Annotated in this window: 26 protein-coding genes; 8 read left to right on the top strand and 18 right to left on the bottom strand. The window is 70.9% G+C overall.

Translation table 11 applies throughout. From position 1 onward, the window contains the following. Positions 1-116: 116 nt before the first annotated feature. Complete coding sequence (locus K8F61_RS14365) at positions 117-515, top strand: hypothetical protein (RefSeq protein WP_231819595.1); 399 nt, start codon at positions 117-119, stop codon at positions 513-515. A 56-nt stretch (positions 516-571) separates the two neighbouring features. Here the strand turns inward: K8F61_RS14365 and K8F61_RS14360 are convergent, their stop codons facing one another. The 3 genes from K8F61_RS14360 to K8F61_RS14350 all read right to left on the bottom strand — a co-directional run bounded on the left by K8F61_RS14360 (position 572) and on the right by K8F61_RS14350 (position 8,878). Then, positions 572-1,126, bottom strand: a complete 555-nt coding sequence (locus tag K8F61_RS14360) for a hypothetical protein (RefSeq protein ID WP_231819594.1) — start codon at positions 1,124-1,126, stop codon at positions 572-574. Then, positions 1,123-2,694, bottom strand: coding sequence for a helix-turn-helix transcriptional regulator (locus K8F61_RS14355; protein ID WP_231819593.1), 1,572 nt, complete (start codon positions 2,692-2,694; stop codon positions 1,123-1,125). Before K8F61_RS14355 ends, K8F61_RS14360 begins: the two co-directional genes overlap by 4 nt. 244 nt (positions 2,695-2,938) lie before the next feature. Next, on the bottom strand, positions 2,939-8,878 hold the full coding sequence (locus K8F61_RS14350; RefSeq protein WP_231819592.1) for a DUF7927 domain-containing protein: 5,940 nt from the start codon (positions 8,876-8,878) through the stop codon (positions 2,939-2,941). 303 nt (positions 8,879-9,181) lie between these two features. Here K8F61_RS14350 and K8F61_RS14345 point away from each other — a divergent pair, with 303 nt between their 5' ends. Next, a complete protein-coding gene (locus tag K8F61_RS14345; RefSeq protein WP_231819591.1) occupies positions 9,182-9,712 on the top strand; it encodes a GNAT family N-acetyltransferase in 531 nt (176 codons plus the stop codon). An 18-nt stretch (positions 9,713-9,730) separates the two neighbouring features. Here K8F61_RS14345 and K8F61_RS14340 read toward each other — a convergent pair whose 3' ends face one another. Beyond that, positions 9,731-10,705, bottom strand: a complete 975-nt coding sequence (locus K8F61_RS14340) for a hypothetical protein (protein WP_231819590.1) — start codon at positions 10,703-10,705, stop codon at positions 9,731-9,733. 189 nt (positions 10,706-10,894) lie between these two features. Between K8F61_RS14340 and K8F61_RS14335 the strand changes: the two genes are divergently transcribed. Beyond that, entirely contained in the window at positions 10,895-11,749 is an 855-nt protein-coding gene (locus tag K8F61_RS14335) for a DUF6159 family protein (protein WP_231819589.1), read from the top strand. A 25-nt stretch (positions 11,750-11,774) separates the two neighbouring features. On the opposite strand, the gene K8F61_RS14330 is transcribed toward K8F61_RS14335, so the two are convergent. The 3 genes from K8F61_RS14330 to K8F61_RS14320 are packed head-to-tail and all read right to left on the bottom strand — an operon-like array spanning position 11,775 to position 13,443. Then, the gene (locus K8F61_RS14330; protein WP_231819588.1) at positions 11,775-12,566 is read right to left on the bottom strand and encodes a hypothetical protein; all 792 of its coding nucleotides are present in this window, start codon (positions 12,564-12,566) and stop codon (positions 11,775-11,777) included. A 31-nt stretch (positions 12,567-12,597) separates the two neighbouring features. Further along, positions 12,598-13,029, bottom strand: a complete 432-nt coding sequence (locus K8F61_RS14325; protein WP_231819587.1) for a hypothetical protein — start codon at positions 13,027-13,029, stop codon at positions 12,598-12,600. 45 nt (positions 13,030-13,074) lie between these two features. After that, entirely contained in the window at positions 13,075-13,443 is a 369-nt protein-coding gene (locus tag K8F61_RS14320; RefSeq protein WP_231819586.1) for a nuclear transport factor 2 family protein, read from the bottom strand. A 195-nt stretch (positions 13,444-13,638) separates the two neighbouring features. Here K8F61_RS14320 and K8F61_RS14315 point away from each other — a divergent pair, with 195 nt between their 5' ends. Beyond that, positions 13,639-14,130 carry an SRPBCC family protein gene (locus K8F61_RS14315; RefSeq protein ID WP_231819585.1) on the top strand — a complete coding sequence of 164 codons (492 nt, stop codon included), beginning with the start codon at positions 13,639-13,641 and terminating at the stop codon, positions 14,128-14,130. Between the two features lie 6 nt (positions 14,131-14,136). Here K8F61_RS14315 and K8F61_RS19075 read toward each other — a convergent pair whose 3' ends face one another. The 7 genes from K8F61_RS19075 to K8F61_RS14280 form a co-directional block, all read right to left on the bottom strand. Then, the gene (locus K8F61_RS19075; protein ID WP_269456627.1) at positions 14,137-15,342 is read right to left on the bottom strand and encodes a Fic family protein; all 1,206 of its coding nucleotides are present in this window, start codon (positions 15,340-15,342) and stop codon (positions 14,137-14,139) included. A 153-nt stretch (positions 15,343-15,495) separates the two neighbouring features. Beyond that, positions 15,496-16,128: a TetR/AcrR family transcriptional regulator gene (locus tag K8F61_RS14305; RefSeq protein WP_067245443.1), complete on the bottom strand. Its 633-nt coding sequence runs from the start codon at positions 16,126-16,128 to the stop codon at positions 15,496-15,498. Beyond that, complete coding sequence (locus K8F61_RS14300; RefSeq protein ID WP_231819584.1) at positions 16,125-16,895, bottom strand: tyrosine-protein phosphatase; 771 nt, start codon at positions 16,893-16,895, stop codon at positions 16,125-16,127. Before K8F61_RS14300 ends, K8F61_RS14305 begins: the two co-directional genes overlap by 4 nt. Then, entirely contained in the window at positions 16,892-17,734 is an 843-nt protein-coding gene (phnE, locus tag K8F61_RS14295) for a phosphonate ABC transporter, permease protein PhnE (RefSeq protein ID WP_231819583.1), read from the bottom strand. Before phnE ends, K8F61_RS14300 begins: the two co-directional genes overlap by 4 nt. Next, positions 17,724-18,596, bottom strand: coding sequence for a phosphonate ABC transporter ATP-binding protein (locus K8F61_RS14290; protein WP_231819582.1), 873 nt, complete (start codon positions 18,594-18,596; stop codon positions 17,724-17,726). Before K8F61_RS14290 ends, phnE begins: the two co-directional genes overlap by 11 nt. Continuing rightward, complete coding sequence (gene phnD / locus K8F61_RS14285; protein ID WP_231819581.1) at positions 18,593-19,495, bottom strand: phosphate/phosphite/phosphonate ABC transporter substrate-binding protein; 903 nt, start codon at positions 19,493-19,495, stop codon at positions 18,593-18,595. The genes K8F61_RS14290 and phnD overlap by 4 nt, the downstream gene beginning before the upstream one ends. A gap of 154 nt (positions 19,496-19,649) precedes the next feature. Continuing rightward, entirely contained in the window at positions 19,650-19,964 is a 315-nt protein-coding gene (locus tag K8F61_RS14280) for a MerR family transcriptional regulator (protein ID WP_219085240.1), read from the bottom strand. 121 nt (positions 19,965-20,085) lie between these two features. Between K8F61_RS14280 and K8F61_RS14275 the strand changes: the two genes are divergently transcribed. From K8F61_RS14275 to K8F61_RS14260, 4 genes are all read left to right on the top strand, one after another. Beyond that, entirely contained in the window at positions 20,086-20,508 is a 423-nt protein-coding gene (locus K8F61_RS14275; RefSeq protein ID WP_067245430.1) for an Hsp20/alpha crystallin family protein, read from the top strand. 78 nt (positions 20,509-20,586) lie between these two features. Then, positions 20,587-20,811, top strand: coding sequence for a DUF2795 domain-containing protein (locus tag K8F61_RS14270; protein ID WP_231819580.1), 225 nt, complete (start codon positions 20,587-20,589; stop codon positions 20,809-20,811). Positions 20,812-20,908: 97 nt separating this feature from the next. After that, a complete protein-coding gene (locus K8F61_RS14265; protein ID WP_067245427.1) occupies positions 20,909-21,211 on the top strand; it encodes a DUF7882 family protein in 303 nt (100 codons plus the stop codon). 85 nt (positions 21,212-21,296) lie between these two features. Next, positions 21,297-21,920 carry an RBBP9/YdeN family alpha/beta hydrolase gene (locus K8F61_RS14260; RefSeq protein ID WP_231819579.1) on the top strand — a complete coding sequence of 208 codons (624 nt, stop codon included), beginning with the start codon at positions 21,297-21,299 and terminating at the stop codon, positions 21,918-21,920. Here the strand turns inward: K8F61_RS14260 and K8F61_RS14255 are convergent. From K8F61_RS14255 to K8F61_RS14240, 4 genes are read right to left on the bottom strand one after another with little or no spacing between them, the layout of a single operon-like run. Next, complete coding sequence (locus K8F61_RS14255; protein WP_231819578.1) at positions 21,917-23,365, bottom strand: ABC transporter permease; 1,449 nt, start codon at positions 23,363-23,365, stop codon at positions 21,917-21,919. The two genes, K8F61_RS14260 and K8F61_RS14255, sit on opposite strands and share 4 nt — an antisense overlap. Next, entirely contained in the window at positions 23,362-24,036 is a 675-nt protein-coding gene (locus tag K8F61_RS14250) for an ABC transporter ATP-binding protein (RefSeq protein WP_219085237.1), read from the bottom strand. Before K8F61_RS14250 ends, K8F61_RS14255 begins: the two co-directional genes overlap by 4 nt. Beyond that, positions 24,033-25,715, bottom strand: coding sequence for an efflux RND transporter periplasmic adaptor subunit (locus K8F61_RS14245; RefSeq protein ID WP_231819577.1), 1,683 nt, complete (start codon positions 25,713-25,715; stop codon positions 24,033-24,035). The genes K8F61_RS14250 and K8F61_RS14245 overlap by 4 nt, the downstream gene beginning before the upstream one ends. After that, the gene (locus K8F61_RS14240; protein ID WP_219085236.1) at positions 25,712-26,737 is read right to left on the bottom strand and encodes a putative sodium/potassium/calcium exchanger; all 1,026 of its coding nucleotides are present in this window, start codon (positions 26,735-26,737) and stop codon (positions 25,712-25,714) included. Before K8F61_RS14240 ends, K8F61_RS14245 begins: the two co-directional genes overlap by 4 nt. Positions 26,738-26,832 lie beyond the last annotated feature (95 nt).

The raw sequence follows: 26,832 nt of genomic DNA, 5'->3' as shown, positions 1-26,832 counted from the left end.
GAACCCCCACGCCCAGGAGTCAGGGAAATCCCGTATACCGGACTTCAGCGAATTCACAGTGTGCGATTCTGAGCGCAGCGACGCCCCGTCGCGCCCTTTGTTCGACTGGAGCAGACATGACCATTCCCACGACCGTCAAGGTCGCCTTCTGGATCTTCCTCCTCGGAGCCCTGCTGGACATCACCCTCTCGATCATCGGGGTGGCCGGGAGCTCCTTCATCGCCGCCGCCGGCGGGGCGTCCGGAGACGCGGCCGTCGCGACGGGCGGCACCGCGCTGCTGTGGATCTCCATCGGCCAGCTCGCCATCGCCGTGATCCAGCTGATCGTGCTTTGGAAGATGAAGGCGGGTAAGAACTGGGCGCGCATCCTCATCACCGTCTTTGAGATCCTCGGGCTGTTCGTGCTCTTCAACGACCAGTCGATCTGGACCATCATCGCCGTGGTCATCGGCCTCGTCGCCGTCGTGCTGATGTGGCTCCCCGCATCCAACGACTACTTCCGCAAGGCCGCCTGATCCGAGACGCGACGACGCCCCGCCCCGGCGACCCCGCCGGGGCGGGGCGTCCTGTCTCAGCGCCCCCGGACGCCGACCCTGCGCAGCGCCGCAGCGAGGCCCCGCGCGCCCAATGCCGCCGCCGCCTGGGCAGCCAGGCGAGCGCCGAGAGTCGCCGCGAGCATGCCTGCGGTGAGATGGCCCGGCGAGAACACCGGCAGCGACACCACGAACAGGACGACGGCGGAGGCCGCGGCCGCCGTGAGCATGCGGCGCACCGTCGGACCAGGACGCCCTCTCAGAACCGCGTCGAAGGCGACCGCGCCGCTGAGGAACACGACGAGGACAAGCGGCCCCACCGCGCTGACCGGCCACATCAGCACGCCCGCGATCCCGGCCGTGATCGTCGCGGACCAGGACGCGCCCGTCAGCAGCCGCGCGAGGAAGGGCATGACGCTGTGCACGGCCGCGATCAGCGCGTAGGCGGGCGGAAGGACGGCGGCCACCGCGGGGGTGACCGCGGACACGGTCGCCGACAGCACGGCCTGCACGGCGGCGAGCGCCGCGCAGACGAGGAGGACCCTCGTCGTCAGACGCGGGCGACGATCGGTCGCGAGGCCGGTGCCGCTCATCGGCGGTGCGTCGAGATCAGGTGCCGGTGGAACGCGACGGCCAGCGCCTCCTCGCGCGTGCGTGCGCCGAGCTTGCGGTAGACGCTCTTCCGGTGGGTCTTGACGGTGTTGACGGAGACGAACAGCTCGGCGGCGATGTCGCTCGTCGCACTGGTTCGCGAGAGCACCTCCAGCACGGCGAGCTCCCGGTCGGTGAGCTCCGGCAGATCGGGTTCCGCGAGCAGAGAGGGGCTGCCCTCGTCCACGACATCCGCCGCCCCCGTCGTGCGGAGGGACTCGACGACCGCCGCCGCGTCGGCCGGCGGCAGCAGCCGGAGGGCGAGACGCTGACCGGTTCGGCGCATCGTGGCGGCGAGCTGACGCAGAACCGTCTCGGTCCGGCGGTCCATCCCCGCGCGCAGCCCGACCGCGGCCTCGATGCTCAGCGCCTCGAGAGCGGTGCGGATGCTCTGGGAGCGTCCGGCGATCGTCCGCAGCTCCCGCAGCGCCTCGCCGGTGCGGCTCGTCGCCAGCAGAAGTCGCGCACGGTCGACGTAGTCCTGCGGGCGTCTTCCCGTATCGCTGCGGAGGACCCGCTCCGCCGCCTCGAAGTTTCCCAGGGCGAGGTGGAGGAGCCCGCGCGACGAGGCCAGTCGCAGTCGGGCCGCGCGGGTCTGCGCCTCTGCTCCTCGGAGGGCCGCGTACTCCTCCAGTTCGGCGAGTCCCGCCGCCGGGTCTCGCTCGACGACCGCGACCAACGACTGCACATGGGCGATCACCGTCCAGTGCTCGATGCTCCGCCGATCGTGTTCCATCGCGTCCAGGTGCGCGCGCGCCGTGGCGACGTCGAATCGTTCCAGGGCGAGCACGGCTTCGGCGATCCGATAGAAAGTGCCGGTGTACATGCGGCGCTGCTCGTCGCTCCACGGGTCTCCGCGCGCGATCATGACCGCCTCCGTCGCGTCGGTGAGGTTGCCCTGTAACGCATGAATCCCGGCCGCCATCGACAGGTTCCCGAAGCTGGAGCGCTCCGCCGTTCCGGACTCGGCGTAGCCGCGAGCGAACACATGCAGCGCCTCGGTCTCGTGCCCGCCGTAGTAGAGACTCGTGCCCAGCTGGGAGTAGACCCGGGGGAGATAGCCGATCAGGTTGCGGCGTTCGTCGTGGATCGCGTCGAGTGCCCGCAGGGCGGCTCGGGCGGATGCGACGGAAGCCGAGCCCTGCCCCATCAGTCGCAGAGCCGCACTCTCGCTCGCGAGGACGAGGGCCCGCTGGGCCGGGCTGGTCCTTGGGGAACGCGTCCGCACCCCAGCCGCGGCGAGTCCGAAGTAATAGGCCGCCTTGGTCCGGCGCAGGCTGTCGGCGTTGATCAGGATTCCCAGGGCCATGGCAAGGAGGGGGTGGCCCATGAGCTGCGAGGCGGAGAGCCGTTCCAGCGTGTCGCGACTGCGCTGACGGCCATCGTCCTTGAGCAGATCGAACCAACCGATGCGAAGGATGTCGACGGCCAGATCGAGGTCATCCGCATCCACCACTGCGCGGAGCGCCTCCCCGAGCTCTCCTCGCGCCACCGCATCCCGAATCGTCACCTGGGCGCCTGCGGGCAGGCTGGCGAGGAGCTCCGGCGACACTGGCTCGGGTCGGTGTCGCGGCGCGTCGCGAGGGTCTGTGATCGTCATTGTTTCGTCGGGGTGAGAATGTGGTCCACCCCCAGAAAGGACCGATCGCCACCATGCTAGTGCGCACGCCTCATCTCGAGGATCGCTGCGCTCACGGCCGCGACCGGACGCCGCCTCACCGGGGGGAGGGAGGCGGCGTCCGGTCAGGACGCGGTCAGCGGGTGACCGCGTCGTCCTGTCGACGGCGGCGGATGCCGATCAGCATCGCCCCCGCGATCAGGAGTCCACCGGCGAGGACTCCCAGTCCCCAACCGAGCACCCCGCCGGTGATCGCGAGCGGAGGCGTCGGGGGCACCTCGTGCTCGGTCTCGCAGACGCCCGCCGGATCGCAGATCGCGCGGACGTCCGGGCTCGTGACGACGTTGCGCAGCGCGGCCGGACCGGCGGAGGTCACCGTGACCGAGTACGTCACCGTCACCGTCTGGCCCACCGCCAGGTCGCCCTTCCAGGTGAGCGTGTCGCCCGCTCGGGTCACGGCCCCGCTGCTGGCGGTCGCGTCGTCGTTCCATGACGCGTCGTCCAGGACGTCGGAGAGGTCGTCGACCACGATCGCGTCCGCGACCGCCCCGTCACCGCGCTGGGTGACCGTGAGCGTGTAGGTGACGCGGTCGCCGAGCGCGACCTCCGTGCCCGAGGCCGGGTCGGCGGTCTTGGCGTAGACGTATCCGCCGGTCTTGTGGATCGTCCGGCAGTCCTCCGTGCCGTCCGGCGCCGGGACGCACTCGCCCGCGGGAGACGGCGAGGTCACCACGTTGGCGAGCGTCGTGTTCCCCGCGCCCGTGACCGTCACGGAGTACGTGATGGTGACCACGTCGCCCGGAGCCAGGTCGCCGGCCCAGGACAGGGTCGCCCCGTCCACGGCGGCCGTCCCGGCGCTCGCCGCGACGTCGCCGTTGTAGTCGGCGTCGTCGATCACGTCCGACAGGTCGTCCACCAGGGAGGCCGCCACCGAGGCCGGCCCCTCCTGGGCGACCGTGACCGTGTAGGTCACGACGTCGCCGGGGCGGACGTCGGAGTTGTGCGCGGGATCGGCCATCTTCGAGTAGGTGAACCGGCCGGTCTGGTGCGTCGTGGTGCAGTCCGGGTTCTGGTCCCCGGCCGGCACGCATTCGCCGTTCTCTCCCGGCGCTACGACGTTGGTCAGGGTCATGTCGCCCGCCCCGGTCACCGTGACCGAGTACGTCACCGTCACCACCTCGCCGACCGCCAGGTCGCCCGTCCAGGTCAGCTGCTTCGCACCGGCGGCGAACGCGGCCGTTCCGGCCGACGCGACCGCGTCGTCATTCCAGGTCGCGTCGTCCAGGACCGCGGTGAGGTCGTCGACGAACGTCGCACCCTCGACCGCACCCGGGCCCCGCTGTGCCACCGTCACCGTGTAGGTGATCGTGTCGCCCACCGCGACCGTACTGCCCGGAGCCGCGACCGCGGTCTTGGACACCGTGTAGTCACCGGTCTGGTGGGTCGTCGTGCAGGATCCCTCGTCCGCGCATCCGTCGCTGGTGACGACGTTGCGCAGGGTCATGTCGCCCGCGCCGGTCACCGTGACGGAGTAGGTCACGGTCACCACCTGGCCGACCTCCAGGTCCCCGGACCAGGTCACCGTCGGCGCACCGTACGAGACCGTGCCGGCGCTGGCCGCGAGGTCGTCGTTCCACGCCGCGTCGTCCAGCACTGCGGTGAGGTCGTCCGTGAAGGACGCTCCGGCCACGGCCGCCTCGCCGACCTGGGACACCGTGACCGTGTACTCGATCACGTCGCCCGCCTGCACGTCGGACCCGGAGGCGGGATCGCTCGTCTTCACCGTCTCGTACCGCCCGGTCTTGTGCTCGGTCTCGCAGTCCGCGGCCGACTCGCAGCCCGGGGACTGCACGGTGTTGCCGATCAGCGTGTCGCCGGCGGCGGTCACCGTCACCGAGTACGTGACGGTCGCCACGTCGCCCGGCCCCAGGTCGCCCGTCCAGCTGATGACGCCCGTCGCCGGGTCGTACGTCGCCGTGCCGTTGTCAGCGGCGAGGTCGTCGTTGTAGACCGCGTCGTCGAGGACGTTCGCGAGGTCGTCGGTGAAGAACTGGCCCACCACGCGTCCTTCGCCGGACTGCGTCACGGTGACGGTGTATGTGATCACGTCGCCGATCTTCACGTCGGTCCCCGGAGCCGGGTCGCTCGTCTTCACCGTCGTGTATGTGGCGGTGAAGTGCTCGGTCTCGCACGTGTCCTGCGACGCGCAGCCGTCGCTGGTGACGACGTTGTGCAGGTGCGTGTCACCGGCGGCGGTCACGGTCACCGAGTAGGTGATCGTCACCATCTGGCCGACCGCCAGGTCTCCCGACCAGGTCAGGGTCGCCGTCGCCGGGTCGAAGCCCGCCATGCCCGCCGAGGCGGTCAGGTCGCCGTTCCAGGTCGCGTCGTCCAGCACGTCCGACAGGTCGTCGGTCAGGGAGGCGCCGGTGAAGGCTCCCTCGCCGACCTGCGAGACCGTCAGGGTGTACTCGATGGTGTCCCCCTCGGCGACGTTCGAGCCGTCCGCCGGGTCCGAGGACTTCACCACGGTGTAGTCCGCGACCGGGTGCTCCGTCGCGCAGTCGGCGGCCTCGACGCAGCCCGGGCTCGTCACCTGGTTGCCGACGCGGTAGTCACCGTCCGCCGCCAGCGCGGCCGAGTCCTTGACCGTCACCGAGTAGGTGATGGTCGCCGTCTCGCCGACCGGGACGGTGCCGTTCCAGGACAGCACGTCGCCCGTCACCTTGGCCGTGCCGATCGACGCGGTCACGTCGCCGTTGTAGACGGCGTCGTCGAGCACGTTCGCCAGGGTGTCCGTGAACTCCGCGATCGCGGGCACGTCGCCCTCCTGCGTCACGGTCATCGTGTACGTGATCGTGTCACCGGGCTTCACCGTCGCGCCCGACGCCGGGTCCGACGACTTCACCGTCGTGTAGTTCGTCACCACGACCCCAGCAGGGTCGCAGAGGATCGTCGGCGCCTCGGCGTCAGGCGGGCTCGCCGCCGTCCCACAGGCCGTGTTCACGATGTTCCCGCCGCCGGTCAAGACCGCGGTGTACTCGTGCACCTCCTGTTCGCCGCGGGCCAGGCGTTCGACCGTGAAGGAACCGGACGGGAACAGGTCATCCGTGATCTCGAGGTCGGTGACCGTGCCTTGACCGATGTTCTCCACAACGATCCGGTACGGCACCTCATCGCCCACGCGATAGGCAGGGAAGTCTGCCAGGGTGTTCGCGTCGTGCCAGTTTCCCTCAGCGTCCTGCACGAACTTCTTGAGGCTCACCGCGTAACAGCTCGCGATTTCGGTGACGGCGGAGGAAAGCATGGGCAGCGCAGTGTGACCGGCCCACGAGCTCGCCGAGTTCACCAGGATCTGACCGGGCTTGTTGTCGCCGGGGGCCGGGGCCTGGCAGTTCGCACCCGACGCCGTCGTGTACGCGATGCGAATCGTCTGCGTCGCCCCGGGGTCGAGCCGCGGCCCGATCACCCGGACCGCGGTCGGGTTCGCCATCGCGGTCGTGGTCCATCCGACCGAGTTGCCGGCGACCGATCCCGGCGCGCCGTTCGAGGGATCACGCGGATCGTTGCTCAGGGTCGTCAGCGGGGCGGTCGTGTAGTACACCGTCGACCCGGTAGGCGTGTCCACTCCCGTCACCGTGTAGGACCCGTCGATCGTCGTCCCGCGTCCGTCCCCGAGCGCGGGCAGGATGTCGATGGTGTCGGTGAAGTCGCTGGCGACGGGATCCTGCGAGCTGATCGTCAGCACCCACGCCGAGCTGTCGCCGTCGAAGGAGAGGATGTTCGCTTCCGACGACTTCCCGAAGATCGTCGCGGAGGCGCTCGGGACCGTGACCGTCGCGGACGCCTGTCGGCCCGGAGTGTTCGACGGGCGGTTGTCTCCGGGAACGTCGATGACGGCCGTGTTGGTGAGTTGCGTCCCCGGTGCGAGCACGCTGTCCGCAGGGCGCTGGGCCTGATAGCGGATCGTCTGGAACACATTGGCTTCGGCGTCGACGACGTCCCAGGTCAGCGTGCGACGGTCAGCGCTCACAGCGGTCGGCGCCGGCTGGGCCGAACCGTCGACGTAGACCATCCCGTCCGGCAGGGTGTCCACGACGCGGAAGGAGACCGGCGGGGGGCTGGTCACGGTGTTCTGCGCCTGAGCGCGCAGCGTATAGGTGACCGGGATGCCCGGCTGCGCGGTGGTGTCGGAGACGGACTTCTCGATCAGCCCCTGAGGACCCTGCAGCCGGAACGCGTCGCGGTGCCCGTTCATGTTCGGACCGTAGGTGCTGCCGGGCAGGTCCACTCCCCCCGGGTAGGTGCTGACGTTCACATACCCGTTCAGGGTCGGGTAGCCGGGCCAGTGCAGCGCCGGGTCCAACGGCGAGTTGAAGGCGCCGATCGTCCAGCCTTCTCCGCTCGTCGGGGCATTCTGATCGATGTGCCCGAACGCCCGCAGGAACGCGTACCCTCTGCTGGAACGCGGGCGGTCGACCGTCGGGTCCCAGGTCATCTTGACCGCGGTGACACCGGCCGGGAGCGTCATGAGGATGTCGCTTCCGATGCGCGGATCGTCCAGCGTCTTGCCTGCCGGAGGCACGACCTCGATCCACTTCGCGCTCGGTGCGGTGTCCCCGCACGTCTCGGTCTTGGTGTCGATCGACTGGGTCGTGTAGAAGAAGCGAGCCGTCGTGTAGGTGAGGTAGCTCAGACCAGGGTCCCATCCGCCGCCGTCGAACGAGGTTGCCACGAACGACGGGTTCTGTGACATCGTGCAGATCCCCGCGAGCTGTTCTCCGCCCGGTCCCTGATACGAGTTCCACATCGCGCTGTTGGCCTGGTGATACAACGGCAGGGTGGTCTGAGCGGTGCCGTTGGCGACTGCCTCGTCCCAATCCGCCCTGTCATCGATGCCCGGCTGCGGAAGCGGAACTCCCTGGCTCGTCCCCGGGCTCACCCAGAGGTTCGCGTCCCAGGCCGAGCGCGAGTTCGCCGGGGTGCCGTTCCACGAGTTGCTGAACCCTCCCGGCGGGACGAGGGTCGTGTCGGATGCGTTGTTGGCGGGGTCACCGTCGGGCGCAGAGCTCCCGTCCGTGAACGAGAACGGGCCCGGCGCTGCGGTGAAGGTGAAGTTCGTGATCTGCGACACCTGGGCGGGGATGCTGAACTCGAGGGTTCCGGACGCGACGTACGAGCCGTTCCCGGGCAGGGGCTGCCCCAGGCTGTCGTTGGACGGAGTCTGGACGAGGGTGTAGTCGAGATCGGACAGCGAAACGGTGTAGTTCGTTCCCGCACCGTTGACAGCGCACGTCGGGAAGTTCGTGCGGTCGCTCTGAGCGGAGTCGGAGAAAGGCTGACCCGTCGACCGTGAGGAGGAGTCGATCGGTCGGCAGCTCTCCCATTGGAGACCGTTCACGGCGGAGGGAACGTTGGATCCGATCGTGACGGGAAACGAGTACGTGTCCGGTCCCGGGATGCTCCCCGCGGCGAGGACGAGGGAGAAGTTCATCAGGACGAAGGTCCGTTCTCCGCCGGTCCGGCTGGCCTTCACTCCGCCCTGATACTGCTGCCCCGGCGCGGAGACGAGAGACAGATCCATGCCACGGCTGTACGTGATCGGCAGCGGACCCGGGTCCGCCGGCCCGGCCGCCGACGCGGCGGAGTCCGACGTGGCCGTCCCATTGATGGTGAGTTCCCCGCCGCTCGCCGAGGACCCGCGCACCGGCGTCTGGATGACGCTCGCTGTGCCTTCCTTGACCGTTCCGATGTTGCAGAGCAGGGTCGTGCCGTCGGCGGAGATCTCAGAGAGGGGAGCCACGTCCCGCGTCTTGCAGATCTCCGGGATGCTCGTGAACACGCCGTTGCCGGCGGTCAGGGTCAGCCGCACATTGTCGACCGGCTCGTTCGAGTAGGGGTCGTCGACGTCGTTGGTGTTGACGCGCCATTCGGCGATCACGGGCTGGCCGTAGGGGGCCTCCGTCGGCGCCGGGTCGCCGGCCCAGACCGCGGTGATCTCGTGCGTGGACAGCGGCGCCGCCTGTGCGCTCGTTGCGGGGAGGAGAGAGCCGAGCAGGCCGGCCAGGGCCGCCACGACGCCGAGTCCTCTCCGCGTACGCGATGCGCCGGGCACCGCCCTTTTGTCGTTCGTCGCCCTGCCTGCAGGCAGCCAAGATCGTCCCACGAGTTTCCCTCCCACGCCCTGGTATCGAGCTGATCCGGCTCCTTTCTAGCCAAGCGCGGGGCACCGGTGCGGGGAATTCACCCCGGCCTCACCCCGGGATGACGCCGGGACGACGCCAGGGACCTGAGCGGTATCCTTCGAAGACCGGGCACCGTGGCGAACCGGACCTCGCCCGATGCTGCGGACGTTGCGCGAGCCCCGAGGAGGGACGGAGTGCCGACCGTCGACGATTCCACGCGCGCGTCGAGCGGACGACACGTCGGCATCCTCGTGGATGACGGACCGGTGTGGCGAACCTCCGCCGCCGCGATCTGGAGCGCAGCGACGGCCCACCGCGACGGCTCGGTCTCCGTGCCACCCGCGTCAGAGAGCAGGCCGATCATCGACACAGCGTTGCGGGAGCCTCACTCCGTCCTTCTGAACGCCGTCGCGGACGGCGCATCTCTCGGATTCGCCATCCTCGACGGCGGCGTGGACGCTGCCACTGTGCATTACCTGGCAGTCGCCCCGGAGGCCTGGGGTCGCCGGGTCGCGACCCGTCTGCTCGACGCCGCTGCCCACCTGGCTCAGCAGAGATCCCACACCTGCATCGATCTGTGGGTGTATTCCGACAACACCAGGGCGGTCGAGGTCTACGAGCGCAACGGGTGGCTTCCGACGGGCGAGGTCCGTGTGCACCCGCGGTCGGGCCGTCAGGAACATCGACGCCGGCGGATGCTGTCGCGTCCGGTGGGCGGGGCGTGACGCGGTCGTCCCGTACCGTCAGTCGACGCGGCCCTCGGCCCACTCCTTGATGAGCGTGACGACGGCGCCGATCTCGCGCTCGCTCAGATGTCCCGGGAGATGGTGCACCGCACCGGGCGCGGCGATGATCCGGCTCCCGTTCTCGGGGTCCGCGCGCACGGCGCCGGCGTCGACCTGGGATCGCGGAGTCACGACGGGATCCTCGCCGAGATCACGGGAGCGCAGGTGGCGATCCGTGAGCATGAGCCCGTAGGGGCCCGCCAGCGTGCTGGCGCTGAAGCACGCGAGGATCCGCTCCCCCGCGTCGAGCGGCATCTTCTTCGCGAACTTCGCGAAGTGCTTCGCCTGCTTCGGGTCGTTGGGGTACTTCACCGCACCGGTGAGGCCGAGCTCGCTCACCCTGCCGCGGACGTCTCCCGCCGTGGCGGGGGCGTCCGCGATCTCCTCCCCCGTGCTCCCGAGGGTCTCCAGCGTCATCGTGATCACGGCGACGAGCAGCTGGCTGAACCACTCGGCGTCCTCCTCGTCGACGAGGGAGCCGGCGGTGTCCCAGTCGTAGTCGCCGATCGCGGTCGACGCGATCGCACCGGCGGTGCCGGCGACGCCGTTCGGTCCGACGTAGAGCGGATACTGCCGCGCCTCGCCCTTGCCGAACACGAGGTCCACGCTGTCCTTGGCGATGAGCCGGCGATCGGTGACCAGGAACCCCTGCGCCTCCCTCTTGTTCGTGAACCGGGACGCGACGTCGTATCCCACCCAGATGACGGGGAGCTCGTCGTCGCCGGCGGGCGAGACGAGCATCGTCTGCTGGACGGCCCGCCACAGCACGTTCTGCCCGTCCTCCCAGGTCGGATGCGCGTGCCCGGGGACGAAGACGAAGTCCTGGATGTCGGGGCGGTCCGCCGCGAGCGTCGATGCCCGTGCAGTCAGCGTCCGGAACAGGTCGGCGCGCCGCGGGGGAAGGGATGACACATACGTCTCGATGCTGTCCACGCAGAGAGCGTATCGAAGGTTGAATGAGCATTCAGCCGAGCGGGCGCGACCCGTTACGGGGAAGCACGTAGCTCCGGAGGCTCGTGGGCCGCGGCACCGGTTGAATCGAGGTGCCGAGCCACCGCGACCCCCATCACGCGGAGCCCGGAACAGCCGGATCCGCCGGAGCCACCGCACAGGGGAGACCACATGACGCTCGACGACCACGCCCGCCCCTCCGCCGCCCCGACCGGCAGGCAGCTGCTGCGCGAGGCATGGCGTCACCTCAAGACCGTTCCGGGCGTGGCCGCGCTCCCCGTGCTCGGCGGGGTCGCCGGCACGGTCCTGTTCCTCCTGTTCGCGGGCCCCGGGATCGTGGCGGGCGTCGTCGCCGTCCCCGACGATCACACGCGGACGATCGTGCTCACCATCGCCGCGATCGTGGGCGCCGTGGCCGCGACGCTCGCGGTGACCTACTTCCAGGGCGCCGTCGTGAGCGCGGCGCTCCAGCAGGCGGCCGGCGAGCCCACCTCCGTCGGTCAGGCGCTGGGCGGGGCGAACCGGCGCTTCGGACGGCTCCTGCAGTGGGGGTTCGTCGTCGCGTCGGTCAACGTCGTGCTGTCGCTGATCCGGGACCGCAACAACGTCTTCACGAGCATCCTCTCCGCGGCGGGCGGCCTCGCCTGGAGCGCGGCCACCTTCCTCGCCCTGCCGGCCGTCGTGTCGGAGGGCATCGGCCCCATCGCCGCCGTGAAGCGGTCGGCCACGTTGTTGAAGACGACCTGGGGCAGCGCGGTCCGGGTGACGCTGCGGTTCGGGCTGATCCTGCTCCCGGCGATCCTCGTGGCGATCCTCCTCGTCTTCGTCGGCGCGATCACGATGGGCGCGGTGAACGAGGTGGCGGGCGTCTGCATCATGGTGCTGGGCGTCCTCGTGCTCGTCTGCGCCCTCGCCTTCCTGAGCACGATCAAGGCCTACGTCACGACCCAGCTCTACCTCTACGCCTCCGGCCGCCCCACGGCCCTTCCGGCCGAGCTCGTCCGCGGAGCGGTCCGGACCGCCTGACGGCCCGTCGGCGACGGGCGACGAGTCAGTCGGGCGCGCCCGCGTAGGCCTCGTACACGGTGTCCTCGGGGAGTCCCTCCGGGAACAGCACGTCGAACGGGAGCGTCTCGCCCGTCTGACGCGGCTCGGGATGACCGACGTCGGCGCCGATGATGCGGCCCTCCGGATCCCGGGCGATCACCACGACCGTGATCGCCTGGTCCGGATCGGTGAAAGGTCCGGTGAGGACGCCGGACACGGCGGTGCGCCCGCCGGTCGGCGTCTGGGCGACGAGGTCGCTCACGGCCACCGATGCCGTCTCCGGTTCCGGCTCGTCCACGGCGCGGTCGGGATCCGGCAGGGTGACTCGGAGCTCGGCGATCTCCGCATCGCCGATACGGGTGAACGACCCGCCGACGGCGGATCGTCCTTCGGGGATGGTGCGGCGGTGCGTCGCCGAGTCGGCGACCTCGCCGTCCGCGTCCAGGGCATCGATCTGCACGCCGGCGACCGGATAGATCCCCTTGCCCTCCGGGTTGTCGATCACGACGACGTACCAGAAGAAGCCCAGCTCGCCCGGCACGCGCCCGTACGCGCTGTCGGCGACGCTCAGCGACTCTCCCGCCTGCGCGGAGGGAGCCGTCGTCGGCGTGGCGGTGAGGGAGGCGATCGGTGACGACGAAGGATCCGGCGTGGCGGTGAGGGAGGCGATCGGTGACGACGAAGGATCCGGGGCACCGGCGGACGGCACGCACCCCGCGAGCAGACCACTGGCGGCCATCACGAGCACGAGCGAGACCAGCGCCGTCGGGCGCCCCGAGGAGACCGTGCGGTTCACCCGTTCACGGTACCTCGGTGCCGTGACGTCGTCACCGTCCGGAGGCCGTGGCACCGGTGGGGTGATGCAGGTGCAACCAGGGATGCTCCCGCGTGAGACGAGCGCACAGCCGGTCCACAGCGGGATGCCCCGCGGCCCCGATCCACAGGGTGAACGGCAGCGGCCGACGCGTTCCGGGCTCGGGCAGCCACTCCTCCGCCCAGCTCCCCAGCGCATCCGCCAGCACCTCGCCGGGCCGGGGAAGCCGTCCGTCCCGCGCCGGAGCGAGGTCCTGGCGCACCTGGATCGGCATGAGCCCGGGCGGACCCGGCCAGCCGCGCAGGGTCATCGGCCCCGCGCTCTCGATGAACACCTGCCCATACCCGTCCAGGGGAAGGGCGCCGAGCAGCCGGTTGAGGAACGGGACGTCGGTGCCGACGCCGGCGAGGACGTAGTGCTCTCGATCGTGATCGGTAGGGCTCATGTCCCAAGGTTAGCCTTACCTAAATAAATCCACACCTGTCACCTGTCATCCGGCCCCCGGGTCGTCGGCCGACTCCGCGCGCCGGGGCGTGTAGTGGATCGTCTGCAGCACGATGCGGCCGTCGTGGACGACGAAGCCGTCCGCGCCGTCTCCGACAGTGATCTCGTCGCTCTCCGCCGTCCACTCGAGAAACGCGTACGGACCGTCGACGAGAGTCTGGCGGTACGTGAAGGTCGCCGATCCGACCAGCCGTTGCAGTTCGGCGGCGCAGTCCCGGACGCCGGAACGGCCGCGGTAGATGCCCGACCCCGTGAGCTGGACGACGTCCTCGCCGTAGTTCTCGATGTCGCCGTCCAGGTCGCCGTCGAGCCGTCTGCGCAGATGGTCGTGAATGACGTCGGTCGTGGTCCTCATGATCCCTCCTCCCCGGGAGGATCACGGCTCCGGGTCGGATCGGCCACCCGGTTGACACCGAAGGCAGACGGCGGGAGCGCCGCCGGCGACCACGGCGTTTATAGCGCCCCGCCGTCGTGATGTCCAGCACCTTGGCCGAGGTCGGCCGCAGCGCAAGCCTGAGGCCATGCGCGCTCTCCCGCGAGGACACCGGTGATGGCCGTCACCGTCCGCACGCTGCGGTGCGCCCCGGAGGACGTGTTCCGGGTGCTCGGCGACGGCTGGATCTTCCCCTCCTGGGTCGTCGGCGCCTCCCGGATGCGGGAGGTCGACGAGGCGTGGCCCGCCCCGGGCGCCCGCCTGCACCATTCCTTCGGCGTGTGGCCGTTGCTCATCGACGATGTGACCGTCGTGGAGGAGCGCGACGAGCCGCGGCGGCTGGTCATGCGTCCGAAGGGCTGGCCGATCGGCGAGGCACGGGTCGTCATCGACGTGAAGCCGCGGGGCGACGGCTGCATCGTGCGGATCCGGGAGGAGGCCGTCGCCGGCCCCGGCCGGTTCGTGCCGCGCCCGCTTCTGGATCTGGTCCTGTCCTGGCGCAACCGCGAGACCCTGCACCGGCTCGCGTACCTCGCCGAGGGGAAGGCGACCGCCACGTCCCAGCCCTCGACCGCGGACGAGGAGATCCGCGACGGTCACACCGCCTGATCCGGATCAGCGTGCGGCTTCGCGTCGCCCGGCACGCGCGGCGAACGCGTCCACGGCGTCGAGGACCTCGTCGCTGCGCCAGAACGGGCCGAGCCGGTGCTCGGACTTGGATGTGAGGATTCCCGCGTCGACGAGGGCCGTCAGCGGTGGGTAGATGTTGGGCCTCTGCACCCCGAGCTCCCGCGCGGCGGCTTCTGCGTCCAGCACAGGCCTTCGAGCCACGACATCGAGCAGCTTCCAGGCGTTGCTGGACCGGCGCACGGTGAGGCGCTCGTTCCAGCCGACGCGGATCTCGTCGATCTCCTGGACCAGGCGCCGCGCATTCTCCACGGCCCGGAGTGCCGCCCGGGCGAACGAGAGCACGATCGGCGACACATCCCCCGCACGGTAGTCCGTCAGCGCCTCGTGGTATCCGGAGACGTCCGCGAGTAGCCCCGCGGACACGGGGACGGCCACGTTGCGGGTGACCCCCCGATGACGAAGGAGCGCTTGGGCCAGAGCTCGCCCGGTGCGCCCGTTCCCGTCTGTGAACGGGTGGATCGTCTCGAACTGCGCATGGGCGACCGCTGTCTGCACGAGCGGCGGCAGATCGGCGCGGCGGGCGAACGCGGCCACATCCTCGATCAGGGCCGGCACGCGTTCGTGCACCGGCGCGACGAAGTCCGCGCCATGGGGGGAATCCCCCCGCGCGCCGATCCAGACGGCCTCCGTCCGCCACTCGCCGGGAGTGTTCCGGGGCTGCCCTTCCATGAGGACCCGATGCAACTCGCGGATGGTTCGCGGCGTGAGATCGTCCGCCAGCTCCAGGGCGGCCGACATCGCCCTGGTGTTAGCCGCGATCTGCATGGCATTGCGGCTGCCGCGCGCGCCGAGCTCCGCGCTGAAGATCGCTCGCGCACTCGCGGTCAGGTTCTCGATCTGCGATGACGACGCCGCTTCCGAGCGCAGCAGAACCGGTGCGAAGGCAGCGACACGGTGCCCGAGCTCGGCGTCGAACCGGTGGAGTTCGCTGGTTGCCTCCGCTGCGAGGCTCACCGCTTCCTCCCGAGGGCGAGGAACGAGGTCCGCGATGCTCGGTGGGACCGCGGCACGGTAGCGCCCACGGTCCGCGGTCGGCCGCGTACCGCCGAACGTCGACGCAGCCCGCCACTCCGCCTCCTCGTGGGAGATCGGTGGCCAGTCCACGTCGCGCGGGACGGAGGGGTTACTCATAATCGTCCTCGTCAGAATTATGACTTTTGAGGTTACTCATAACGAAGCGGGCGCGCACGGTCATCGCTCGTGTTGCCGCCTGGCGGGGATGATCGATCGACGCAGGTCGCGGGCGGGAGCGCCCGCCGCGACGGTCACACCGCCTGATCCGGATCAGTCCGGCGCGACCATCCCGCGCCAGATCATCTCGAGCGCCGAGCGCAGCCGGGCGTTCGTGGACGGATCGTCGATGCGTTCCCCGCGGACGACGAGCTGGTAGTACGCCGCGCCGGCGATCGCATCGAAGCAGGCCTCCACGTCGAGGTCCGCGCGCAGCTCCCCTCGCGCGATCCCCCGGCGTAGCGCGTTCTCCAGGGGCACACGGCGCCGCGACACGTGCGAGGCCCAGTACGCCCGCTGCAGCGCCCGGTCGGCCATGACGAGACGGATCCGCTGGCGGAACCGCTCCTCCGAGTATCCCGGCGCCGACGGGGCCACGCCGTCCGGCCCGAGCCCCAGGCTGGCGAGCACCGCCTCGCGGAGATCCTGCCCCTCCGGATACTCCGGGGGCACCTCCCTGCCGACGTCCAGCGCCTGCGCGATGAGGGTCGTGAGGGAGGGCCATCGGCGATACAGCGCGGCGCGGCTGACGCCGCCGCGCGCCACGACCCGGCTCACGGTGACGTCCTCCCCGGCATCGATGATCGCGAGCGTCGCCGCGATGATCTGGCCGTCGATCTCCGCATCGCGAGGACGACCGGGGCCTCGTCGTGCGGCCCCGGTCGCCTCGGCGGCGAGCATCGTCATGCGGCGAGCGCCCGCGACCGGAGCCGGGCGACGAGATCGTCGGAGAGCCCCGCGGCCCGCAGCGGCGCCAGCGGATCGCCGTGGCGCTCGCGAAGCGTTCCGAGCAGGATCCGCATCGAGACGTCCATCCCGTCGCCCAGCAGCGCGCTGCCGTCGTGCGCGTCCACGTCGATCCCCAGCGCGCGCCACATCGCGCCCATGACGGGCTCGTTCCGGCGCATGATCGCCGGCATGTTCTCGCCGGTGCGAGCATAGTCGGCGACGATCGCCTCGTCGTCGGCCCCGAGGGCGAGCAGCAGCATCGCGGCGAGGACGCCCGTGCGGTCCCGCCCGGCGGCGCAGTGGAACGCCACCGCTCCGGGCGCGTGCGCGATGACGGCGAGGGCGGTCACCAGCGGCGCCGCGGCCCCCTCCGCCATCCGCACGTACATGGCGCCCATCGCCTCGTGGTTGAGCGCCGGCCGGTCCTCCTTCATCGACGTCCCCACGTCCGCGATCAGCGGCAGGTGGTGGTACGCCACGGGGAGGGCACCGAGCGGCCCGCGTCCGGTGACCGATGCCTCGAGGGGCGAGCGCAGGTCGATCACGGCGGCGAGGCCGTCGGCGACCAGCCGGTCCGCCACCTCCTCCGTGGCATAGGCCAGGTCGTCGGTGCGGATGGCGACGCCGCGGCGCAGCACGCCGCCGTCGATCCGGATGCCGCCGAGGTCGCGGAGGTTGACGGGGGCGCTCAGGGGCACGGCGGGGGTGGTGTCGACGATGGTCATGTGATCCTCCTTCGGATGAGGGCGCTGCCCTGGTCGATCAGCGTGACCAGCACGATGATGCAGATGATGATGGCGCTGAGGTGGCCGTAGTCGTACATGCGCATGGCGGTGGTGAGCTCGAGGCCGATGCCGCCCGCGCCGACGAGGCCGAGGATGGTGGCCCCGCGGACGTTCCCCTCGAACAGCAGCAGGGTGTACGAGGTGAGCAGCGGCGCCGCCTGCGGCAGGACTCCGTACTGGATCACCTGCCTCTTCGAGGCGCCGACGGCCTGCATCGCGGTCACCGGTCCGCGGTCGACCTGCTCCATCGCCTCCGCGAAGATCTTGCCGATCGACCCGAGGGACCCGAGCGTCATGGCCAGGATCCCCGCGAACGGCCCGAGGCCCACCGCGGAGACGAACATCAGCGCGAAGACCAGATCGGGCACCGACCGGATGATGTTCATCACCCAGCGCGTCGGGTAGTAGAGCCAACGCGGGGCGATGTTCAACGCCGCTCCGAACGCGACCACGAGCGAGAGCACGGCGCCGAGAACCGTCCCCACAACGGCCATCTGGAACGTCTCCAGCAGCAGCGACAGGATCGTGCCGATCTTCGAGAAGTCGGGCGGGAAGAGCCGCGAGAGGAACTCTCCCATGTTCACCGCGCCGTCGCCGAGCTTCACGAAGTCGAAGCCCGCGCCCTGGAAGGACCAGATCAGCACCAGGAGGGCGACGGGCAGCCCCAGGAGGAACCGGGTGCGGGGCACGCGGAAGGCGCTCTCGAGTCGTCGGCGCTCGGCGGGGTCGAGTGCTGTCGCTGCGGTGCGGGTCGGGCGGGCCGGCGCGTCAACGCTCATCGCCGTGCTCCTCGCTGTCGTAGAGCGGTGCCAGCGCCGCGGCGTCGAGACGCGTCGTGGCGTCCGACACGATCATCCGCCCCTGCCGCAGGCCCACGATGCGGTCGCTGTGGGCGAGGGCGAGGGGCAGCACGTGCAGGCTGACGAGCACGGGGATCCCGTCCTCGGTCGCGATCCGTCGCAGCAGTTCCAGCACCGAGTCGGCGAGCCGCGGATCCAGGGAGGCGACGGGCTCGTCCGCCAGGATCACCTTCGGCTGCTGCATGAGGGCGCGGGCGATCGCGACCCGCTGCTGCTGTCCGCCGGAGAGGGAGCGCGCCGGCGCCGTGGCCTTGTGCGCGATGCCGACGCGGTCGAGCAGGTCCAGGGCACGGGTGCGGTCCGCGCGGGAGAAGCCGCCGACGAGGTTCACCGGTCCGGCGCCGTGCAGCGCGCCCGTGAGCACGTTCGTCAGCACGCTCAGCCGCGGGATGAGGTGGAACTGCTGGAACACCTGGCCGACGTCCGCGCGCAGCCGACGCAGTTCGCCGCGACGGAGGTTCACGACGTCGTGGCCCGCGACGCGCACGGTGCCGGACGAGACCGGGGCGAAGCCGGTGAGGCTCCGCATCAGCGTCGACTTGCCCGAGCCGGACGCGCCGAGCAGCGCCACCGTCTCCCCGGCGAACAGGTCCAGGTCCACGCCGTCGAGCACGGCGGTCCCGTCGTAGGCGACGCCGAGGCTGCGGACGCTCACCCGCGGCAGCGCGTGGCGCACCTCCGCGGTGGGCGTGCGCTCGGCCACGACCGGAGCCGACGGGCGGACGGGGACCGACGGGCCGGAGATGTTCGCCTCCGACCCGTCGATGCGCACCGTCGTCACTTCAGATCCTTCAGCTCGACGCCCGCGACGCCCGCGATCTCGGCGAAGGACGCGTAGGTGGACGCCTCCGGGGCCACGGTCTGCTCCAGGTTCGCGAAGCTGCCCATCGCGCCCAGGCGCTCGGCGTTCTCCGGCGAGAAGACCGCGGCGATGCCGTCCGCGATCACCTTCCGCGTCTCCTCGTCGAGCGACTGGCGCCCGAGCACCGTGCCCTGGACGGCCATCGACGGGCTCTCGCCCACGGCGCGCCACTCGCCGTCGGCGAACGGGAACATCGGGGCGCCCAGCTGGGTGAGCATGATGGCGGTGCAGGCGGCGTCGACCTGTCCCTGCGCGAGGGCGGCGAAGGACCCCTCGTGACCGCCGGCGAAGATCGCCTCGTAGTCCTCGCCCTGCTCCAGCCCCGCCTCGTGCAGCATGTAGACGGGCATGAAGTAGCCGGAGCTCGACGCCTGGTCCGCGAAGGCCACGGTCTTGCCCTTCAGGTCCTCGGGCTTCTGCACGGGCGAGTCCTTCAGGACGACGCAGGTGGAGACAGGCTTGTCGTCGCCGCGGAAGGCCACGAGCGGGTCGACCTCGCCGGTGTTGACCGCGAGCGCGGAGGGGAACCCGCTCATGATCCCGATGTCGACGTGGTCGGCGCGGATCGCCTCGACCACGCTGAGGTAGTCCGGGACGTCGGTGACCTCCACCGCGCGGCCGGTGGCCTCCTCGAAGAGCTCGGCGAAGACCTCGATCGGGTTCTCCGCGGTGGGGTCCTCCCCGATCGGGAGGGTGGCGATGGTGATGGGGGCGTCGGAATCGGCGGGGGCGGCCTGGGCGGTCGCGCCCTGGCAGCCGGTGAGGGCGAGAGCGGCGACGCCGAGGAGGCCCACGGCGGGCAGGGTGAAGCGGCGCATGATGACCTTTCGGGAGGAGGGTGCCTCGCCATTGCGAGATCACCGGTATTCCAACTCCGGAAGGTGACGGGGAATTACGAGACCGGCGTACCGCGAACGGAACGCCGGCTGAACTCCTGGTGACGCGCTGCCGGACAGACCAGTCCCGCGCGGCTCAGGACGCGGGCCGCTCGTCCCCTCCGTCCGCGCCTCGGCTCTCGGACAGCTCCGCCTGCAGCTGGGCGTTCGCGTCCTCGAGATCCAGCACCCGGCTGATCCCGGCGATGTTGAGCCCCTCGTCGCGGAGCCGGCCCGCACGCTTGAGCCGGTCGATGTCGTCGTCGCTGTACTGGCGGGTCCCGCCGTCGCTGCGGGAAGGCGTCAGCAGCCCCTTGCTCTCGAACAGCCGGAGTGTGGGGATCGGCATCCCCACCAGCTGCGCGGCGATGGCGATGCCGTACACCGGCGTCCCGGAGTCGCGCTCAGTCATGGTGATCCTCATCGGGTACTTGCAGATCGGTTCGATGTGTTGTATGAGTAAATCTATAGCACACGGTGCAGATTACCTGCATCCCCACCGCCCGATTCGGGCCGCACGAAAGGAGCACATCATGGCATTGAACTTCGATCCGATCAGTCAGCTCGATCGCTTCGCCGCGAGCGTGCTGGACTCCGGCCGCGCACCCCGATTCATGCCGGTCGACCTCGCCCGTGACGGCGACCGATACATCCTTCACGCCGACCTGCCCGGCGTGGACCCCGGGTCGATCGACATCGATCTGGACGGGTCGCTGCTGACGATCCGCGCCCAGCGCACCGCGGACTCCGGCGAGGGCGTGCGCTGGCTGAACCGCGAGCGCACGGCGGGGTCCTTCCTGCGCCAGTTCACTCTCGGGGACGGCGTCGATCTGGAGAAGATCTCGGCGTCGTACGAGAGCGGAGTGCTCACGGTGATCATCCCCGTGAGCGAACGGGCCAAGCCGCGCAAGATCGCCGTCGCGTCCGCGGACCAGACGGCCTCCCTCACCGCCTGATCCCCTGGCGACCGCCCCGGGGCGTCCTGGTCCGGACGCCCCGGTCGGCGGCGCCCCATCCACGGAAGGAGCAGGAGCATGATGCTCTCCCCCTCACTCAACCGCTTCCTCGCCGAGATGGAGTACCCGGCGGAGAAGGACGATCTGGTCCGCGAGGCGCGCCGCGAGGACCTGCCGATGACGGATCTCCTCGTCGTCCAGGGCCTCCCCGAGCGCAGCTACGACTCGTGGTGGCAGATCCGCCGGGCCATCGGCGAGGGCAGCGACGGCGTCCCGGCCGAGCGCGAGCTCGTCGGCGCGTGACGCCGCACGGCGGCGCGCCCTATTGCACGGGGTGCGCCGCCGTCAAGCCCCCGAAACCCGTCCCTTGCCCGCCCCCTGACACAGATACGGTTCACACATGGGAACTCTCTACTACGGCAGCGCCGAGGCCCCGATCGAGATCGAGGATCGGGCACTGGCGCACCTGAAGATCGTGATCGCGACCAAACTGCGCCGCAACGAGAGCTTCACCGTCTCGTGGACGCATCCCGAGGAGCAGCCGCGCGGGCGCAGCACCATCTGGGTGCACCCCTCCATCCCGCTGCGCTTCGTGTTCGACGAGCCCGAGCAGCCGCCCCTGAGCCGCAAGTGGATCGACGAGCTCGCCCACTCCGCGCACTCCTCCGGCGGCATCAAGCTCATCCCCGAGCACATGGAGTGACGCCCCTGACCCCCTTTCCGACCCGCCGGCTCCATCCCCGCTGTCGCCGCGGAATCCTCGGGGCCGGACCGGTGTTGGCCCGGACGTGAGCATCGACCGCGCGATCATCGTCCACGGCTATTCCGCCACCCCCGCCGACCACTGGTTCGCCTGGCTCGCGGACCGCCTCCGGGAGCAGGGCATCGACACCGTGATCCCTGCGCTCCCGGGCACCACGGCCCCGGACCGCGAACGGTGGGTCGCCGCCGTGCGGGATGCGCTGGGCACCGCCGACGAACGGACCGCGGTCGTCGCCCACAGCCTGGGCACCGTCACCGCCCTGCATGCGCTGGACGGACTCGGCCGCTCCGAGCGGCTCGGGATGTTCGTCGGCGTCGCGGGCTTCGCCGATCCGCTTCCGACCCTGCCGGAGCTCGATCCCTTCGTGTCCCCCGCGCCCGACCTGGAGCATCTGGCCTCGCGCATCCGCCGCCGGGTGATGCTGCACTCCGACGACGACGCGATCGTGCCGCCCGCACACTCCCGGGCGCTCGGACGCGCGCTCGACGCCGACATCGTCGTGGTCCCCGGCGCGGGGCACTTCCTCGCGAGCCAGGGCTTCACTGCCCTCCCGCCCCTGGCCGAGCTCTTCGGAGACGCACCGGAGACGGCGGCCCCGGAGACGCTGGTCCAGGAGGCGGCCGGATCGCCGCCCGCGGCCCGGCGCTAGCCGCCGCGGAGGGCCGTCACGGGTTCGATCCGCGTCGCCCGCCAGGCCGGATACCAGCCGGAGGCCCACCCCACGACGGCGCCCAGCAGCGCGCCGGCCACGGCGACGAGGGGGTCCGTCACGGGCGCCCATCCCTGGACGGCCGCGACGACCACTACCGCGATCACGCCGAGCGAGGCGCCGATCAGCCCCCCGATCAGGCCGATGACGATCGACTCCACCATGAACTGACGACCGATCTGCTTCCGGGTCGCGCCGAGCGCCCGCCGCAGGCCGATCTCGCCGATCCGCTCCATCACCGACAGCAGCGTGACGTTCGCGATGCCGAGTCCTCCGGCCAGCAGCGCGATCGCGCCGAGGATGAGGAAGACGACGTTCACGTCGGCCTGCACGTTCTGGCTGAGATCCGAGGCCGCAGCCGGCGCCCGCGCCTTGAGGGTGTCCGGCTCGTCGGGCTGCAGCGCGAGCACGGCCTGCTTCGCGACCTGAGGACCGGCGCCGACCGTGATCCGGATGGCGAGCTCGGACGGGGCGACCACGTCGAAGTCCGCGCGCGCCGCGCCCATCGGGATGATGACGCCGTCGCGGAGGTCGCTGCGGCGCTCCATGCCGTCGACGATCCCGATCACGGCGTAGGCCACCCCGCCGATGAAGATCGACGGCTGGGAGTCCACGCGGTTGATCCCCAGGCGCTCCGCCGCCTTCTCCCCGAGCATCGCGACGCGGTCCGCGCGCCGGTCGTGCCCGGCGTCGAAGGCCCGCCCGGTCACAAGCCCGCCGTCGACGGCGGGGAGGAGGCCGCCCGAGGCGGCGAACAGCTTGGGCGAGGCGGGGACCGGTGCAGAGGGGTCGTTGACCGGGACGGCGGTGATCGTGTCGGCGTCGTTCAGCGTCACGTCGGCGAGCAGCGCGGCGTCCTCGACGCCCGCGAGGTGCATGACGCGGTTGGCGCCGTCCCAGGGGATCCGCCCCGCCGCGACCGTCTTGTTCTGCCCGCCCGTGCGCGCCTCTGCCGGAGTCACGACGACCTGCGTCGAGGCCACGCCGTCGAACTGCCGGGCGATCTGCCCGGCGGCGGTCTGCGCGAACCCGATCGTCGCCACGAGGGATCCGATCCCGAGCACGGTGCCGAGGATCGTCATGACCAGGCGCGCGGGCCGGGATCCGATGTCCGACGTCGCCTCGGCGACGAGGTCCTGGAAGGTGAACCGGTCCGCGTGCCGCACGGCGGGGACCAGGGACGAGGCGGACGGGTTCCCGGCCGCCTCGGCGTCCCCCGCGCCGCCTCTGCGTCGACCGATCCGTCGGCCCCTCCTCCTCTTCGGAGACTTGGGGGTCATGCCGTCGAGCAGCGAACCGTCCTCGGTCGTCTCGGCGTCCGCGGCGTCGATCGGGGCGGATTCACCCGGGGTGCCGGTGTCCCGCCGGCGCGGCCACAGCCTCACAGCTCGCTCAATCGGCCGTCGGCGATGCGGATCCGCCGGGCGGCCCGGCGCGCCACCGCGTCGTCGTGGGTAATGACGATGAGCGTCAGACCGTCCGCGTTGAGCTCCTCGAACAGGGTCATCACCTCGCCCGAGGTCTTCTGGTCGAGGTTTCCCGTGGGCTCGTCCGCCAGGAGCAGCCGCGGGCCGCTCACGACGGCGCGCGCCACCGCCACCCGCTGCCGCTCACCGCCGGACAGTGAGTTCGGGAAGAAACCGATCCGGTGGCCGAGCCCCACCCGGATCAGCGCCTGCTCCGCGCGCCCCTCCCGCTCCGCACGCGGGACGCCGCTGTAGAGCATCGGCATGAGCACGTTGTCGAGCACCGTGCGCCGCGCCATGAGGTGGAACGACTGGAAGACGAAGCCGATGAAGCGCGCCCGCACCGCGGCGCGGTCGTCGTCGGAGAGATCGCCGGTCAGCGCGCCCGCCAGGCGGTACTCCCCCACGCTCGGCCGGTCCAGGAGCCCCAGGATGTTGAGCATGGTCGACTTGCCCGACCCGCTCGGCCCGACGATGGAGAGGTAGTCGCCGGCCTCCGCCGCGAGGCTGACGCCCTTGAGCGCCTGCACCTCCGGCGGCCCGGGGAAGGATCGGGTGACGTCACGGAGCTCGACGAGAGGCGCCGTCACCGCCCCACCACCACGAGGTCGCCCTTCTCGAGCGCGCCCTCGGTCGGTCGGACCTCGACCGCGCCGCGGGCGGCCAGGCCGGTCTCCACGACCACCATCCGCGTCTTCGCGTCCTCCCCCTCCTTGGGGTCGGACTCGACCACCTCGACCCGGGACTCTCCACCCGGACCGGCCGTGAGCGCGGCCAGCGGCACGGACAGCACGTCGCCGTCCGTGGCGCCGACGGCGATCTTCACGCGGACGTTCGTGCCCTGGAGCTGCTGGATCTGCTCCGGCGACAGCGGGTCGGGCTCGAACAGCACCTCCCAGCGGGCCTTGGCGTCCTTGCCCGCGTTGAGGGCGCTGATCACGGCGCGGTGTTCGGTGCCGTCGGGAAGCTCGAACGTCGCCTCCGCGCCGACCGAGAGCAGTCGCGCGTCGGCGTCGGCCGCCGCGCCGGTCAGCCTCACGGTCGCGCCGGACACCGTCATCGCCTTGCCCTGGAGCACCGTTCCGCGCTTGACCTCGACCGCGTCCACGCGGCGGGGGAGCTCGGTGAGGAAAAGCACCTCGCTGGACGGCAGGTACGGCAGCATCGCCTGCCGGGCCTCCTCGAGCGCCTCGTTCGCGGACTGCACCTGGGCGTGGGCGGCGTCGAGCGCCGCTCGCTCGACGCTCGTGTCCTTGCCGTTCCACAGCGCCTCGCGCTGCAGCTGCGCGGTGCGCAACGCCCACTCGGCGGCCTGCACGTCGCCCTGCGTGGCCTTCGCCTCCGCGACCTTGCGCTCGGCCTCGGCCACGGCGACGTCCGCCTCCCAGATCTGGACGTCCGTCGGTCCGGCCCCCGCCTGATCCAGCGCGCTCTGCGCCGAGGCCACGCCGCTCTCCGCGCTGCGGACGCCCTCCTGCGCGGCGCGGAAGGTCTCCGCGGCGCCGTCCGGGGCGGGCGGTGCCGGATAGCCGGCCTGCGCGTAGAGCTGCGCGACGGCGTTGGCGGTGGCCTCGTCGAACTGGTTCGAGCCCACGTCGCCGGGATCGATCCCGACCGCGGCGAGCGCCTGCTTGAGCTGGACCACGTCCGGCCCGGAGACCCCCAGGCGCAGCGTCCGGTAGGCGGGCAGCTCGCCCGGCAGGACGATGACCGGACGCCCCACGACTTCCAGGGCGATCGACAGCGGGGACAACGTGGCCCCGACCTCCGGCACCTGCCCCGTGACGACGGCGGCGCCGGAGACCGCGGACGTGTCGAGCGTCACCTCGACCGCGTCGGCGTACCCCACGTCCGCGCGGAGGGTGACGTCGTTGCTGAGCGGGCCGAACTCCACCGGGACCGTGACCAGCCCCGGCTTCGGGGGCGGCCCCTTCGCGTCGGCGGGCGAGATCAGAAAGGTCCCGATCAGCAGTCCCGCGACGAGGCTCACGACCGCGAGGGAGGCGACGATCCACAGCGACTTGTTGCCCCGGAAGACCCGCCCCCATCCCCGGACGCGCGAGGAGCCGCCGGAGGACGCCGCGTCCTCGGCCTCCTCGTCGTCCTCGCGGATCAGGCGGTCGAACTCCTCGGTGGTCGCCGACTCACCGGCGGCCACGGGCGCGTCCGCGGTCGCTTCGGCGCTTCCATCGGACGGGTCGACCGCGCCGGTCTCGCCGGACTCCGGCTCGACGGGCTCGCCCGCGCCCCGGCCTGCGCGCCGGATCACTGGGCCTGGGCCTGCTCGGCCGCGGTCTTGAAGGCCTCGAGGTCCGCCTTGTTCTCCTTGATGAACTGCTCCTCGAGGGCGAACTGGATCTTCAGGGAGTTCTGCAGGTAGGAGGTCTTCTGGCGGCACTCGTGGTCCTTCAGCGCCAGCTCGATCTCCCGCTCGCCGAGCTTCTTCATCTCAGGGCTCTTGCTCGGGTCGGCGGCCTCCATCTGCTCGGCCGTCATCTCCTCGGAGCCGTCTCCGTAGGCGGCTTCGTAGATCTTGTTCTGCTCGTCGTAGATGGACTGTGCGGCGTCCATCTGGTTGGTGAAGCCGGGCTCACCGGCATCGGTCATGCACGCGGCCCACTCGGCGTTCAGGTCCGCCATCTCCGACGACTCCTGCGTCGAGGTCCAGAACTCCTCCATGCGCGTGCGCAGGTCGGCGAACTCGTCCTGCTGCCACGGATCGTCGCCCTGGACCTCGTGCTGCGCCTTGCCCTGGCAGCCTGCGTTCTCCCACTTGTACTCGAAGCTGCCGTCCTCGCTCATCTCCGCCGGATCCGGCTGCGGTCCGTACAGCGTCTCGTAGTACGCCGCCTGCTCGGACTCGCTGAGGGACTCGATGTACTTCTGGTTCGGGTCCTGGTAGGTCTCCGGCTCCTGCTCCGCGTTGCGCTCCTGCCACGGGCTGTTCACCGCGCCATATCCGTACTTCTCGACCCACTCCTTGTTCTCCGGGTCCCAGTCGCCGTCGCCGCTGCTGAAGATCGCGCCGCTGTCCTGGATGTTCGGCTTGTACTCGAAGCCCTGCTCGGCCATGCACTCGGCCATGAGCTCTTCCTGCTTCTTCTGCTGCTCGTCGAACTTCTTCTGCTGCTCCTCGGGGGAGGCGTCGCCGCCGTAGGCCGCGGACAGATACGTGTTGAGCGGAGAGTCCTCGTAGTCGAGCTCGCCTCCGCCGGGACCGCCGGAACAGGCGGTCAGGGCCAGGGCCGTCGCGGCGAGGACGACGACGAGTCGGGGTGCGGATGTGCGCATCGGGGCTCCTTCGTTCCGGGCACGTCAGCGCCAGGTCTTCCCCACACCGTATTGACTCCGCTGCCCCCGGCGCATCCGTCGGCAGGATGATGTGA

Source organism: Microbacterium resistens (assembly GCF_021172025.1).
GTDB lineage: Bacteria > Actinomycetota > Actinomycetes > Actinomycetales > Microbacteriaceae > Microbacterium > Microbacterium resistens.
This window is presented reverse-complemented; position numbering and strand designations above follow the sequence as displayed.